At 70.6% G+C, this 13,910-nt stretch carries 16 protein-coding genes; 13 read left to right on the top strand and 3 right to left on the bottom strand.

Going from position 1 to position 13,910, the window contains the following annotated elements; genetic code table 11:
• The first annotated feature begins 79 nt into the window (after positions 1–79).
• The 9 genes from IEY73_RS27060 (at position 80) to IEY73_RS27100 (ending at position 6,708) form a co-directional block, all read left to right on the top strand.
• Positions 80–244, top strand: coding sequence for a hypothetical protein (locus IEY73_RS27060; RefSeq protein ID WP_189082153.1), 165 nt, complete (start codon positions 80–82; stop codon positions 242–244).
• Complete coding sequence (locus IEY73_RS27065; protein ID WP_189082154.1) at positions 241–693, top strand: hypothetical protein; 453 nt, start codon at positions 241–243, stop codon at positions 691–693. Before IEY73_RS27060 ends, IEY73_RS27065 begins: the two co-directional genes overlap by 4 nt.
• Positions 690–1,484 carry a hypothetical protein gene (locus IEY73_RS27070; RefSeq protein WP_189082155.1) on the top strand — a complete coding sequence of 265 codons (795 nt, stop codon included), beginning with the start codon at positions 690–692 and terminating at the stop codon, positions 1,482–1,484. The genes IEY73_RS27065 and IEY73_RS27070 overlap by 4 nt, the downstream gene beginning before the upstream one ends.
• Before the next feature lie 160 nt (positions 1,485–1,644).
• Positions 1,645–2,112, top strand: a complete 468-nt coding sequence (locus tag IEY73_RS27075; RefSeq protein ID WP_189082156.1) for a hypothetical protein — start codon at positions 1,645–1,647, stop codon at positions 2,110–2,112.
• The gene (locus IEY73_RS27080) at positions 2,105–2,617 is read left to right on the top strand and encodes a hypothetical protein (RefSeq protein WP_189082157.1); all 513 of its coding nucleotides are present in this window, start codon (positions 2,105–2,107) and stop codon (positions 2,615–2,617) included. Before IEY73_RS27075 ends, IEY73_RS27080 begins: the two co-directional genes overlap by 8 nt.
• A 25-nt stretch (positions 2,618–2,642) precedes the next feature.
• Complete coding sequence (locus IEY73_RS27085; protein WP_189082158.1) at positions 2,643–3,368, top strand: hypothetical protein; 726 nt, start codon at positions 2,643–2,645, stop codon at positions 3,366–3,368.
• A 115-nt stretch (positions 3,369–3,483) separates the two neighbouring features.
• Positions 3,484–4,101, top strand: a complete 618-nt coding sequence (locus tag IEY73_RS27090) for a hypothetical protein (protein WP_189082159.1) — start codon at positions 3,484–3,486, stop codon at positions 4,099–4,101.
• 257 nt (positions 4,102–4,358) lie between these two features.
• Positions 4,359–5,447: a hypothetical protein gene (locus IEY73_RS27095; RefSeq protein WP_189082160.1), complete on the top strand. Its 1,089-nt coding sequence runs from the start codon at positions 4,359–4,361 to the stop codon at positions 5,445–5,447.
• A gap of 142 nt (positions 5,448–5,589) precedes the next feature.
• The gene (locus IEY73_RS27100; protein WP_189082161.1) at positions 5,590–6,708 is read left to right on the top strand and encodes an NlpC/P60 family protein; all 1,119 of its coding nucleotides are present in this window, start codon (positions 5,590–5,592) and stop codon (positions 6,706–6,708) included.
• Positions 6,709–6,849: 141 nt separating this feature from the next.
• On the opposite strand, the gene IEY73_RS27105 is transcribed toward IEY73_RS27100, so the two are convergent.
• Both IEY73_RS27105 and IEY73_RS27110 read right to left on the bottom strand, forming a co-directional pair.
• A complete protein-coding gene (locus IEY73_RS27105) occupies positions 6,850–7,743 on the bottom strand; it encodes an SAM-dependent methyltransferase (protein WP_189082162.1) in 894 nt (297 codons plus the stop codon).
• On the bottom strand, positions 7,740–8,264 hold the full coding sequence (locus tag IEY73_RS27110; protein WP_229716191.1) for a GbsR/MarR family transcriptional regulator: 525 nt from the start codon (positions 8,262–8,264) through the stop codon (positions 7,740–7,742). The genes IEY73_RS27105 and IEY73_RS27110 overlap by 4 nt, the downstream gene beginning before the upstream one ends.
• Positions 8,265–8,598: 334 nt before the next feature.
• On the opposite strand from IEY73_RS27110, the gene IEY73_RS27115 reads away from it, so the two are divergent.
• The 4 genes from IEY73_RS27115 (at position 8,599) to IEY73_RS27130 (ending at position 12,063) form a co-directional block, all read left to right on the top strand.
• A complete protein-coding gene (locus IEY73_RS27115) occupies positions 8,599–9,477 on the top strand; it encodes an alpha/beta fold hydrolase (protein ID WP_189082163.1) in 879 nt (292 codons plus the stop codon).
• A complete protein-coding gene (locus IEY73_RS27120; protein WP_189082164.1) occupies positions 9,474–9,776 on the top strand; it encodes a hypothetical protein in 303 nt (100 codons plus the stop codon). The genes IEY73_RS27115 and IEY73_RS27120 overlap by 4 nt, the downstream gene beginning before the upstream one ends.
• A gap of 329 nt (positions 9,777–10,105) precedes the next feature.
• A complete protein-coding gene (locus tag IEY73_RS27125; RefSeq protein ID WP_189082165.1) occupies positions 10,106–11,149 on the top strand; it encodes an ImmA/IrrE family metallo-endopeptidase in 1,044 nt (347 codons plus the stop codon).
• The gene (locus IEY73_RS27130) at positions 11,146–12,063 is read left to right on the top strand and encodes a DNA-processing protein DprA (RefSeq protein WP_189082166.1); all 918 of its coding nucleotides are present in this window, start codon (positions 11,146–11,148) and stop codon (positions 12,061–12,063) included. The genes IEY73_RS27125 and IEY73_RS27130 overlap by 4 nt, the downstream gene beginning before the upstream one ends.
• Before the next feature lie 646 nt (positions 12,064–12,709).
• Here IEY73_RS27130 and IEY73_RS27135 read toward each other — a convergent pair.
• Entirely contained in the window at positions 12,710–13,900 is a 1,191-nt protein-coding gene (locus tag IEY73_RS27135; RefSeq protein ID WP_189082167.1) for a hypothetical protein, read from the bottom strand.
• Positions 13,901–13,910: the final 10 nt, after the last annotated feature.

Raw genomic sequence — 13,910 nt, forward strand, 5'->3', positions numbered from 1 at the left:
CCCGGCCCACGAACCAGCCCTTCGGCGGGCACGGCCGCGGCCGTGCCCGCTCCACTCGTTTTCGCCTTGGAGGCTTTACGTGACAATCCACGACACGGTCACCGTGTACGACTCGTCCCACCTGATCGACGCCGGCGCCGGCCACCGGTGCCCGCACGGCGGTGCCGCCGTCTTGCGCCCGGACGGCGACCGCCGTGCCCGGGTCCGGCCGCCGCAGGTCCCCACCCGGGAGCCGCTCCGATGATCACGCTGGTGTTCCCGCTGCCCGAGGTTCTGCTGCTGGCCGAGCACGCGCTGGCCGCGAGCACCCGGGCCGCGTCGATGCGTGAGGTGCTCACCGGTACGACGCCCCGGCCGGCGTTGTGGCTGGTCGGCGATCAGGGCCTGTTCCTGATGTCCAACGGCCTGAGCAGCCCGGCCGGCGACAACGACAACGTTGTGGAGCTGCCCGTGGTGTACGCGCGCGGCTACCGGACGCCGGCGGCGTGGCGGGCGGTCGCCGGCCGGCTCGGCCGCGGCAGCCAGATCCGCGTCGTGCTGGCGCTGCTGGAGGCGGCGCCCGAGCGGCCGGGCCTGCACCGCGCCCTGCTGGCCGGCGTCGCCGCCGGCGTCGCCGATGTCGTCATCGACCTCGATGCCCGGCAGCTGCGCTGGCGCCTGCCGGGCGACCCCAGCCCGGAGGTGACGCGATGACCCTGCTGCCCATGGGCGCCCCGATCCGCCGGGCGCTGACCCTCGAGGAGCTGACCGCCGTGCTCGCCCGCATCCGCGCCGCCGAGGACATCTCCAGGGTGCTGGCTGTCGCGGTGGTCGCGGTGTACGACACCCTGCTGGCCGACCGGGGCCTGAGCATGGCCACGCTGCCGGACGGCCAGCAACTCGACCCGCGGAAATTCCTGATCCCCGCCTCGCAGCGGGACGCGGTCACCGGGGCGGTCCTGGACCGGGCCGCCGCCGAGGGCGGCGACCCCGGCGTGGCCCTGGATCTGGTCAACCTGCTGCCGGGCAGCTACGACGACCCGGACGCGCCGGTCCCGGACGGGCTGCCCGGCCCGGCGCGACGGAGCGAGCATCTGGAGGTGGTGCTCACCCGCGACGCGGTCGAGGCCGTCACCGCCGCCGGCCACCACATCCAGGCGCTGGCCGCCTACTACGGGCAGAACTCCCGCGAACACGTCACCGCCGCCACCACCTGGCTGGCCTGCCTGACGCAGGTCCTGAGCACGAGCGGCGGCCCCCAGCTACGGGTCGCCCGTGAGGGGACTCTCAGCCTGCTGGTACGCACCGTCAGCGGCTTCACCGTCGGCGTGATCTTCCACGGCGACGCGCGGCGCTGCATCGCCGGTGACGGCTGCACTGCGCTGATCGACGACGACGGCACCGTTCATGCCCCGTACGCCGCGTCGCCGGTCGCCGAGCACCGCCACCAGCCCGGCTTCCCGCTGCAGGGGCCCCGGCCGGGGTCCTGGAGCCTGCACTCCTGAGCGCAGCGCGGCGGTGCAGGCATCCCTGCCGCCGCGGTTTCGCTGGGTGATCGCTGGTCCGGACGCCGCCCGGCCCCACCCCCTTCTCTTTTTTCTGGTTTCCGGGCCCGGCCGTCGTGCCGTGCCCGGAAACCCCTTCTTCTGCAAGGGAGTTCCCGTCATGACCCACGCCTACCTGCCCGGCATCACGCCGCCGCATCTGGCGGCGCATCTGCTGCTGCGCCCCGGCCAGCCGGTCCACGTCAACCACCACGCCGGCTGGCTGCCCGCCACCGTCACCCGCATCGCCGCCCGCACCGTCGAGGTCAGCTACCCGGCCACCACCGCGGCCGGTCGGCTCGCCCGGACGGTGCGGCCGTGGGCGGTGCGCCCCGCCGACGGCGCCCGGCTGCGCCCGGCCCGGCAGGTCACCGCCGGTGACCAGATCATCTTCGGCAGCCGCATCCGGACGGTGGCCGCGCCCCCGGCCCAGGACCAGGCCGGCTGGCTCGTGCTGGCCTTCACCGACGGCGGCCAGGCCGCCCTGGTGCTGCCCGGCGCGGTCCTGCGCCTGCTCGACGACACCCCGCCGGTGAGCGTCCACGGCCGGCCCGTGACCACCAGGTCCGGCAGGCCCGGCCATGCCTGACCGGATCACGGACAGCCGGCGCCCGCCCGCGCCGGGCGAGCCCGGCATCCCCGGCGACGTGCCCGGCCCCGGCGGGCGCGGGCAGCAGGGGGTGTTCACCGGCGCGTGGCTGGCCGAGGGCTGCGACTGCCACCCCTACACCGCCGGCTACGCCGGGCGCCTGGTGCGCTCCGGCGCCGGCGGGTGCGTGTTTCGTACCAGCCGGGCCGTGGCCGGCGCGGTCGTCGCCGGGTACCAGCACGCCCTGCTGGGGCTGGTCTTCGAGCACACCGGGCAGGGCGCCTACCTGGGCGATGCGTGGCTGGCCGCCCTCGAGGACCACCCGTCGATCACCTGGCTCGGCCCGCTGATCATCGCCGACCGGCGGCTGTGCACCGGCGACGACGCCGCCGTGGACATCACCGTGCCCGACGCCGTCGGCCTCTACACGATCGGCTGGGGCCTGAGCTGGGAGCGCGTCGACACCGCCGCCGTGCACACCGTCCACCGCACCCCGCACACCTGACCCGCCGACCCGTGAGGAGACACCCGTGAGCCCGCCACCCGCCCGCCGGCTGATCTTCAGCCACTACCTGCTGCGCCTGCCCGGCCACGGCGGTGCCCGCCGGCGCATCGGCTACCACGCCGCACCGGCGGCGACACCGGGCATGATCCGGGCCAGCCGCGCCGTCGCCGCGCAGATCGCCGCCGACCTGCAGGCGCTGCGCGCCGAAACGCTGGCCGCGGCCGCCCGCCGCGAGCAGTTCTACGACGACGCCCTCGTCGAGGTCGACAGCCACCTCCCGCGTATCGAGAAGCACGGCGAGCACCTGGTCGCGGACTGGCGGCTGGTGACCGGCGACCGCAACGCGGTACGCGCCACCAGCCCCGACCCCGACGGCCGCTACACCCTCGACCTGGGTCTGGGCTGGCAGCGGGTCGGCGCCGGGCAGTGCGACACCGTCCGCGACGACACCACCGGCGCGTCACCGCTGGCCGACGCCTCCGCGGCGTATGCGAGCTGCTTCACCGACGCGCCCGCCGCCCTGCTGCACCTGGCCGGACGGGCCGGCATCGCCGTGGCCTGGCTCGACCGCGACGCCATCGAGGCCGGCAGCCGGGAACTGACCGACGAGCAATGGGCGCTGATCCGCGACCAGCTCGACCAGTACCACGAGCACGTGTCGGGAACCGGCACCGTGAACAGCACCTTCCTCGACCGGATCTTCGCCCGCGCCGGCCTTGAGCGCCGCACCAGCGCCAACCCGGGCGAGTAACCACCCACCCCGATATTCGAAACCCCGCGTACGGGCATCGCCGACTCGTCGGCCGCCCCGCGAGCAGGGGTGACCCGTCGGCGATGCCCGTCCCTGATGGACGGAGACCCCGCGCATGACCCCCACCGGCAACACCCCCCGCTGCTGGACGAGCCCGCCGCCCGGGCCGCCACCGGCCGTCCTGCGCCGCGACGCGGAGACGATGATCGCCGCCCTCACCACGCAGACCGCGCCGGTTGTCGCCGCGATGGGCTGGGCCGAGGACGAGATCGCCGCGGCCAGCCGCCGGCATCCCGGCCAGGCCGACACCCTCTACCACACCTTCGCACTGCTGCAGCCGCGCGCCATCGGCGCGGGCATGGGCACCGCGTTCGTCTACCGCGCTCACGCACGCGAACTACTGGAGCGGGCCGCCGCCGGGACGGACCTGCGCCCGGCGAGCGCCGCCGAGCTGTGCCTGGCCCTGGCCGAGACCAGCCTGCGCGCGCCGCTGCACGGCCCGGCCACCGGCCTGTACCTGCGGGCGTGGCAGGCCGCCTTCCCCGACCATCCGCTCACCGCCGGACACACCGGCCCGCTGGCCTCCTACGAGCAGCTGTACCGGCCGCGGATCGACGAGCTGGAGGCGGACCTGCGCCACCGGCTGCGCGACCCCGGCCGGCAGGCCGGCGACATCGACTGCGCCGGCCGCCACCACGGCCACCGCGTCGCCTGCCGGTACGCCCGCCACTGACCGTGCCACCCCGGCCGGCCCGTGTCGCCGAACCCTGACACGGCGACACCCGCGCGTTGCGTGAGCGTGTCGTCAGGCCGGCGAGCACCCGGCCTGCTCCCGGCACCACCACTGATCCCGCCGCTGTCGTGCGGGACGCACCAGCCGAACCCGTTTCGGCCCCGCGTCCCGCACCCCGGGGCGCTGGGCCCTGCCCTTTTGCAGGAGGCACCCATGCCCCACCATCTGACACCCCGCACGGCGCCCGGGGGTGCCCCATGGCCACGCTGACCGCCGGCGGCCGCACGTCGGGCCGGGCTGCGGAACGCGCCGCGTGGGCGTTCTACGCCATCGCCGCGCTGGGCTCGTCCATCGGCCAGATCTGGGTCGGCGCGGTCATCCCGCCGTGGCCCGCCACCATGCCGCTGTGGCTGCGCGCCCTGCTGGTACTGCCCTTCGCGGGGGTCATCGACCTCGGCGGGGTCGTCTGCTCCGGCTTCGCCGACGCCCGGCAGCGCCTCGGCGAGAACGCCTACGGCTGGCGGATCCTGTCGGCCGCGTCGGTGAGCCTGGCCGTGGGCATCAACGTCGCCGGGCACCGCACCAGCCCCTATCTGGCCGTCGTGTTCGGCGGGCTCGGCGTGTTCGCCTACACGGTGTGGCTGCTGCACACCTCCGCCCGCCGCCGCGACGCGCTGCGCGCCAGCGGGAAGCTGGCGGCCACCGCACCGGCCTACGGGCTGTGGCAGTGGCGGCGCGAACCCGAGATCACCCAGCGCGCCAAGAGCCTCGCCGCGGAGTTCGGCTACGGACTGCACGAGTCCCTGACCCAGGCCCGCGCCCAGCTGCGCACCGAAGCCCGCCGCAGCGCGCTGGCCCGCCACATCGACACGATGATCAGGGCACGACACGCCAAAGATCCGGTGCTGGCGGCGATCGCCGCGACCACCACCCCGGTCGACGACGTCGCCGCCGCCCTCCTGTCCATGATCGACACGAAGGGGTGGGCGCGGGCGATCGCCGCCGAGATCCAGCCACCCGCCACCGACCCGCCCGACCCGCCCGCAAACGCCGGTCAGCCGGCGGCCGGGGCCGGTCAGGCGCACCAGCCGAGCACAGCCGTCCTGCGGCAGATCCCCACCCAGCAACCGGATTACGACCGCTGGCGCGAGATCTGGCACGCCCTCAACGACGGCACCGGTCCGTCCAATCAGGACGTCGCCGGCCGGTTCGGCGTGTCCACCCGCACCGTGCAGCGCATCCGCGACGCCGGCCGTGCCGGGTTGCTCGACTCACCCGACACCCCCGTCGCCCGGCTCACCGCCTCCGGCAACGGCACCTCGCCGCTGCCACCGGCCGCCGCCTGACCCCGGGCGCCGCAGGGTGGGCGCACTGGCACCACCGCCGGTGTCCACCCCGCGGCGCACCGGGGGAGGAGCTGCCCGGCCGGTGACCCCTGCCATGACAGAAAGGGCATGACATGCCGGCCGACACCCTCCGGAGCCGGTCATGACCGGCCGCCTGCTCGCCCTGATCACCGCCGCCGCGGTGACCGCCGTCGCCGCCGTCGCCGTCCTCGCCGCGCTGGGCGGCGCAGCCTCCGGCTGCCTGCCCACCCCGTCGTCCGGGTCCGTGCGCGGCTTCGACACCCACCAGCGGCGCAACGCCGCAATCATCGTTCAGGTCGCCGACCAGCGCGGCCTGCCGGACCGGGCGGCGGTCATCGCCGTGGCCGTCGCCATGCGCGAATCCCAGCTGCACAACATCGGCGACCTCGGCGACAACAACGACCACGACAGCCTCGGGCTGTTCCAGCAGCGCCCCAGCCAGGGCTGGGGGACACCGCAGCAGATCATGAACCCCGCGTACGCGGCAGGACGGTTCTACGACACGCTGCTCGGCGTCGAGCACTGGCAGCACCTGCCGCTGACCGTGGCCGCCCAGGCCGTGCAGAACAGCGCCTACCCCGGCGCATACGCCGCGCACGAACCCGACGCGACCGCGCTGGTCGCCGCCACCATTCGCGGCCCCCACGACGGCGCGGCTGCTGCCGCTGGACTATGCGGCGGGACCGGCTGCCCCAGCTTCACCCCACCGCCGGATGGCTCCGGCGGGTGCGCCGGCCTGGACGCCGTGTTCGCCCGGGCCCGCTCGTGGCTCACCGCCTGGCCCGGCGGCCGCCCCGTGCCCTACCTGTCGAGCAACGCCCCCGCCGACCTGTTCGGCGGATACCGGCGTGACTGCTCCGGCTACCTCTCCATGGCGCTGGGCCTGCCCGGGCCCGGCCTGGACACCATCACCCTCGCCGCCCGCTCCACCATCATCACCCCAGCAGACCTGCACCCCGGCGACCTGATGATCAAACCCGCGGCCGGCGGCGCCGGACACGTCGTTCTGTTCGCCGGCTGGACCGGCACCTCGAGGTCGTCCTACTGGGGCTACGAACAATCCGGCGACGGCGGCACCCACTACCGCCAGATCCCCTACCCCTACTTCGGCGGGTACGCGATGACGCCGTATCGCGCGAGACCGGCCACGACAGTGACGAACGAGAACCAACGATCGCACGACGCGGCCAGCAGTGATCCCATGACCCAGCGATCAGGAACCAGGGCCCACCCGATGTAGGCGGCCCTGGTTCCGTTGGTTAGTTCCGGTCCCACTCGTCAAGGTCTTTGGGGGCCCATCACTCGACAACGGTTTCCTGTGTTCGGGACTGGGACTCTGGGACCCACCCCTCGTCGAGGTTTTGGTGATGTTCGTTTCGGCCTAGGTGTGAGCTTGGTCCGTCGAACGGTCGGCGTACACGAATCGTTCGATCTGCGACACGGTTAGGTCTCGTCCGAGGGGGCGGAGGTAGCGTTCGGCGTACTCGGCGGGTCCGACTTGTTCGTGTTCGGTCCATCCGTAGTCGCGGAGCAGTTTGGGCGTCTCCTCTGGAAGTAGCCCGAAGTGCCAGACGTGGCGTTTGGTGACGAACTCTTGCCTCGCGGGTGCGGCGCCGTAGTCCTCGGTGCCGTCGAGGAAGTCCTGGCGGAGGTAGGTGAAGATGAGCCGGCTCCCCGGCGCGGATGGGGTGAGGCTGGCGAGTGTCCTGCGGATGCCGTCCTCGGTCAGGTACTGGGTGACGGCCTCCCAGATGAACATGGCCGGTTCGGTCCAGTCGAAGCCGGCCGCGGTGAGCGCGGCGGCGAGGTCGTCGGTTTCGAGGTCGACCGCGGTGAGGGTGGTGGCCGGCAGTTGGCCGTAGGTCTCGGTGAGGCGGCGGCGTTTGTAGGCGATGTTGGCTGGCAGGTCGGTCTCGAATGATCGGGCTCCGGTCGGGGTTACGAGCCGGTAGGGGCGGGTGTCGAGTCCGGCGCCGAGGAAGGCGAACTGTTTGATGCCGTCGTGCAGAGCGTCTCGGACTTTGTCATCGGCGTACCTTTTGCGACACAGCATGCTGCCCCAGAGGCCGTGCGCTTTGCTGTCGGTGGCCCGGACGAGCAGGTGATGGATCGGTTTCCATCGGCAAGCGCCGACGATCAAGCGTTGGCCAGGTGGTAACAGGCGGGCGGCGTCCGGGTCGTCGAACAGCCGTTGATTCGCGGGGAGGATCTGCTCGCAGGCGGCGATGACCATCGGGCCGAAGGCGGTCTGTGCCGCGGCCGGTAGTGCTGTCATCCTTGTGACTCCTTGGCTGCGCGGGCGGTTGAGGGCAGGGGCGGCGCGTTGTCGAAGATCTGTTGCATCCAGCGGAAGACCTCGTTGGCGGCGGCGATGCGTCCACCGTGGTTGGGTGACGAACCGGCCAGGGGTGTGCCGTCGTGCAGGATCTTGCCGACGGCGGCCAGTGAGGCGATCTGCCGTTGGACGACTTTCTCCCAGGCGTCGTCGTCGACGCGGTAGAACACCGTCCGGGACGCCGGCTTGGTCAGGACGCGAACGAACCCGACGGAGCTGAGCAGGCGAAGGTTGGTCGACAAGGAGGCCCGGCTGGCTCCGATCGCGGTCGCGATCTGCTGCGCGGACTGCTCGGGCGGGTCGCAGATCATCAACCAACCGAGCACCCGCCCGGCGATCAGCGGCACGCCGTCCTGGTCAGCGCAGTACTTGGCGAGCCGTTCGACCCATTCCAGCACGGCTGCCGAAGGACCGACGAGGGCGTCGTTGTCAGATACTTCAGCATTCGATGGCTGTTTCACAAATTTCAGTCTTTACTGAAACAGGTCTCTTGTCCAGGCTGGATGGTCCGGTTGGTATGTGTTCGCGAAGGACGGTTCGGCTACCCGTGAACAGGGTTTTTTCGCCAGTTGAGGTCCCACCTCGATCGGGTGGTTCGATGTTCGCCAGTTCCGGACCGCTTCGTGTGGTGGGAGCATCGGCTGGGTCTGGACGGGAGGCCGCCGATGCCGCCGATGTCGAAGGTCGACCTGTTCGCGGCGATCCGGCGGGATTCCCGCGCCGGTCTGTCCGTGCGTGGTCTGGCCCGCAAGTATCAGGTCATCGACGACATCCTGCGCGCGGACCTGGACGCGCATGCGGCGCTTCCGCTCCTGGGACGGTACGGAGCTGGCATATCGGCTGGTGGGTTCCGGGCCGCCCGTGGTGTGCGTTCCCGGCGGCCCGGGTCAGGCTGCCGAGTACCTCGGTGAATTGGGCGGTCTCGGGGACTTTCGGACGCTGATCCTTGTGGACAATCGGGGCACGGGCGCGTCGGCGGTTCCCGAAGACCCTGAGACCTACCGAGTCGACCGGCTTGTTCTGGACGTTGCAGCGCTGCGCGAGCATCTGCGGTTGGACCGGATGGACCTGCTTGGGCATTCGGCCGGTGGTGGGGTCTGCCTGACGTACGCGGCCGCCTATCCATACCGTCTCGGCCACCTTGTGCTGGTCGCTCCGTGGCTGCGGGTCGCCGGGATGCAAACCGATTCAGGTCTGGATGAGGTGCTGGCCCGGCGGGTGCACGAGCCCTGGTACGCCGAGGCGGTTGCTGCGCTGCACGCCGAGACTGCGTCGCCGCGGGAACTGGAGCGGTGCCGTTGGCTGGCGGCACCACTGCTGTACCGGCGGTGGGATGCCGCGGCCCAGGGGCAGGCTGCCGCTGAGCACGCCCAGTTTTTCCAGCCGGCCACGGACGGTTTCTACGCCGGCTTCGCCCCGGATCCGATGATGCTGAAGCGGCTCGCGGTGCTCGAAGCGCCGGTGCTGCTGGTCGCTGGCGAGTATGACATCTGGCCGACGTGCCGGGCCGTCCGTGAGTTGGCTGCCCAAATTCGCCGTGCCGAGGTGGCTGAACTGCCGCGTATCGGGCACTTCCCCTGGGTGGATGACCCGACCGTGTTGAGAGACACCGTGGAAAGGTTCCTGGCGTCCCGCCCGGCACCGCCGGCGGGCTTCGGGTCTTCGCGGCGGTGACCGGCTGGCATCCGGTGGCGGTGGTCTGCTGCGGTCGGCTCGATGTCACCGTCCGCGACGGCGTCTACGCGCCGTATGCCTCCGAGACCGACTACGGTCGGGTGCTGTCCGAGCGGTACCAGGCCCGGCCCGCGGGCACACTGCGGGGCCCGGCGCGGCTCCGCGGCCGGCGCGACCGCACCGACAAGCCGGATGCATCGACCGTTCCCGGGGCGCCCGGCAGCACGGGACGCAATCCGGTGCGGGTCGGCGCGGCGTGGAGCCTCGACGGCACGATCGCGCCGCCGGACAACCACTGATCAGCTCCTGACGCAACGCCGTACGAGCTGACGGCTTGGTGCAACGCCGCAGCTGATCAGCCTCAGATCTGCAGCTAGCTGCCTGAGTCCAGAACCAGGCTGTTCACGGCTGCCCGGCTGCTTGCCGCGGTCTGCGAGAAAGCGGCCACCGAGGAGCGCCGTGCGCGGCGCCCGCCAGGCTGCCGGTCGCCGTGCTCCCGCTCGTCTGCTGATAGCCGGCCCGGGATCGTCTCCGGGTTTTCGGCCCCATCCATGTGCCTACGGGCAGGCTGGGGCCGCGGTCCCAGCCTGCCCGCCGCCACCTGGCGGGGAAAGGACGGACCACCATCATGGCCCGGAGAAGCAAGCTGTCCGAGCAGGAGCACACCGAGCTCCTGCAAGCGATCAAGGCCGATTTTGATGCCCGGCTGGCCCGGCTGGCCGCGGATCCGGCCGAGTGGGTGACGTTGCTGGAGACCGTCGCCTGCTTCGGCGCCCGGTACACGCTGAACAACCAGTTCCTGCTGATGATGCAGGCCGAACAGCGTCAGATGACCCCGACGTTCTTCCTGCCGTACGGCAACAAGGACGCCACCAGCGGCTGGAAGAAGCACGGCCGGCAGGTCCGCCGGGGTGAGACGGCGTTCCACGTGTGGGCTCCGATCCGGCGCCGGCCCGGCGAGGACGAAGCCGCGCGGCGGGAAGCCGCAGGCCGCCCGGTCGTGCGGGAGGAGTCGGGCCGCCCGGCCGTGCAGGTGGTCGGGTTCGTCCTGTCGCCCACGTTCGACCTGTCGCAGACCGACGGGGAACCGTTCGAGGTGCCGAGCGTGCAGCGGGCCCGCCGCGTTCAGGCTGCGGGCGGGCGGACCCCGCAGCTGCTGGACGGGGAGGACCCGACCGGCGTGTACGACGACGTCGTCACGCTGATCACGGACGCCGGGTACGCCTTCGATCTGGCCGCCCCGGGCAGCCGGTATCTGGGCCAGGCGAACGGGGTCACCGTCACCGGCCACGGTGGCGGCATGCGGCAGGTTCTGGTCCGCGCCGATCTGTCCCCGGCACAGCGCGTCAAGACCACGATGCACGAGCTGGCGCACATCCGCTGCGACCACGTCGACCGGGTGGGGGAGAACCGGCACCGTGGCCGCGCGGAGACCGAAGCCGAAAGCGTCGCCTACCTGTGCTGCCGGGCGCTGGGCCTGGACACCCAGACCTACAGCGACGCGTACGTGCTCGGCTGGGCCGGCGGCGACCTGGACCTGGTCGGCCAGTGCGCGCAGACCGTGCTACGCGTCGCCAGAACCATCCTCGGCGATCTCACCCCTGCCGGCGAACCCGCCGACAGGAACGTCACCGGCGACCCGGCCGCCGTGGTGGAAGGAGACCCGGCATGAGCACCGACCTGGAAACGGTCCGCACCGCGCGGGCAGCGCTCGCCCTGCTGCCCCGCAACCGGGACCTGCACGAGCTGCTGGTCACCCTCGGCCCGGTCGACGCCCTGGCCTGGCTGCTCGCCCCGCACCCCAGCGAGGACGACCGGGAGCAGATGCTGTGCGGCGTCACGGTGGCCGAGCTGCGCGAGCACGCCGCCAGCATCGGCGAGCGGACCGGCTCGGTGGGGGCGCGGCTGCTGATCCCCGAGGATCCCGACTGGCCCGCCCGGCTCGACGATCTCACCCGGGTCGCGTACGCCGCCGCGCCCAGCTGCGCGCTGTGCCTGTGGGCGCGCGGCCATACCGATCCCGGCCCGGCCGGGACCGGGGTCATCGCGGTGACCGGGTCACGGGCCGCCACCGGCTACGGCGCGGTGGCGGCGACCGGGCTGGGCCACGACCTGACCGCCCGCGGCTGGCGGGTGGCCACCGGCAGCGGATTCGGCATCGACAGTGCCGCCCTGCGCGGCGCGCTGGCCGTCGGCGGCCCCGCCACGGCCGTGGTCCCGGCCGGCCTCGACCGGCTCCACCCAGCCGGCAACACCCAACTGCTCGAACAGGTCGCCGACCACGGGATGCTGATCACCGCCGAACCGCCCGGCAGCCTCGCCACCAGCCGGCGCAGCGCTGCCGCGTACCGGCAGCTGGCCGGTGTGACGGACGGCGTTGTCGTGGTCGAAGCCGCCCGCGGCAGCGCCACCCTCACCGTCCTGACCGAAGCCATCGCCCGGGGCCGGACAGCGATGGTGGTGCCCGGCCCCGTCACCGCGGCAACCTCCGCCGGCACCCTCCAATTCCTGCGCGACCACCGGCAGGCCAGACTTGTCCGTGACGCTGCCGACGTCATCGCAGACATGCCGGACCTCCACCGATAGGCCCTGCACCGCCACCGGATCGCTGCCGGGGCGCACCCGTCGGCCGTGCTCACGCACGTCCGGCGGGTGCGCGCCTGTCGACCGGTGGGCGGCAGGGCCGCCAGGATACGGCGGGCATCGATCAGGTCTGCCGCTCGTTGCCTGCCGGCGCGTGTGTCGAGCAGGCGCACGAAACGGGTTGCCCATTACGTCCCGGCTGGCCCGCCGGTGGGCACATTCAGTGAGCATGACAGCGACGCGTGGCCGCATAAGCCGCCGGTAGCCGATGACGTATTTGATGAAGGCCAAGTGGTGCGGTCGTAAAACCCGCTTCTCGGCACTGCGAACGGGCCGGCGACGCCACCGGCGTGTTGGACGCCGCGGTAGCGCCATGTGGCTCCGTTCGCGAGTTCGCGCCAGAGCCGATTTAGGGCACCAGATTTTGCGAGTCTCGGTGCCGTGTTGCCCGCTCTACAGGCCGTGATGCTCGCGAACCTGCACCAATTGTGGATCTTGAACCTCCATGATGATGCCGGTGGTAGTTCACCCTCCGTGCAATAGTCATGATGAACCTGGGGGTTCAGTTGCGCGGATCTGCCGATGAGCGGATGCCACGCGTTGAGGTTCGCGCCATTCGCGACGCGCAAGCGGCCATTGGCATGGCCAGCTACTCTTCTTCGTCGAGCAAGACTTCATTTACAATTTGAAATAACTGCTCAAATCCCGCAACATCGAAGCCGGTGAACGGCTCGACTTGGTCATGGATGAGCTGGGCGAGGCGGGCTTTAGAGAAACCTAACTGCCGGCCGCTCTGATCGACAATCAACTCGGACTTTCCATCGAACGGCTTCTTTTCCAATTCCTTGCCCTTGATGGGTGGCAAGGGGACATATCTCGGAGGGGAGCCAGGTTCGATTTCTATCCGAAGCTCATTGTCAAAGTACAACCGTTTGCCGGTGTAATCTTTCGTGCGCAAATCTTCGTCCGTGTATAGCATCTCGATGGAAATGTTCTTGTAGCCGATGCGATGCTGCGGCACGGGGATCGCCAATGAATACACATTGTTGCCCCATCGTTGGAAGCTGTCGATATTTCCTTTCTCCCTGAGCTTAGCCAGGACCTGGCGATTGTCCCTGTCGAACATGGCGATGACCTTGGTGGAGTTGATGGGCCCAAACTCGGCCAGGCGTTCGCAGACTTGCAGAAGGGCCGTGTCACCTAGCGATTCTTCAGACGTGGCGTAGGATAGTGGTTGCTCAACGCCAAGTGCTCTGCGCGCCGCCTCAACGTGACGCCAATCCGTTTTGCCTTCAGTGATGATATGAGGTCGTCGGGATTCCAGGAGACGTTTCGCGATGTTCGAGCTGATTCGCTCAACATGGAGCGTGCGGAGTAGCATGCCAAGGTATTGCCATACGTGCTCTGGTTCAATTTGGCGGCTTGAGTCAAAGTAGAGTGCGTACCGCCAGCCCGCCTTCAGGACGCAAATCACGACGTCGTCTGGCCGAATCTCTACGTCTTTGACCCTGTAGTATGTGATATCGCTGATGTCATGCACGAAGACATCCTCGCCCTTTGCGACATCACGGTTCACGCGAGCCGTCACGACCGCAGCATAATCCGTGAACAACTCGACGCTGCCATCAATGTGCTGTAGAGCAAAAAATTTGGTGATCGAATCGCCCCTAATTCCCGCTGGACTTAGAAACCCATCCTCGAGCTGGTTGACGTATGTGTAAAAAAGTTGATCGTCAGATGTACCAGCATAGCTGCTGCGAACTTGTACAGGCTCACCGTCGGCTGCGGAATCGATGGCGAAGCCTGCGAATGGTTCCGCCACGAAGGTCTCTCGACGCACATTTCGAGTT

This window comes from Mangrovihabitans endophyticus, from assembly GCF_014646155.1.
Lineage (GTDB): Bacteria > Actinomycetota > Actinomycetes > Mycobacteriales > Micromonosporaceae > Actinoplanes > Actinoplanes endophyticus.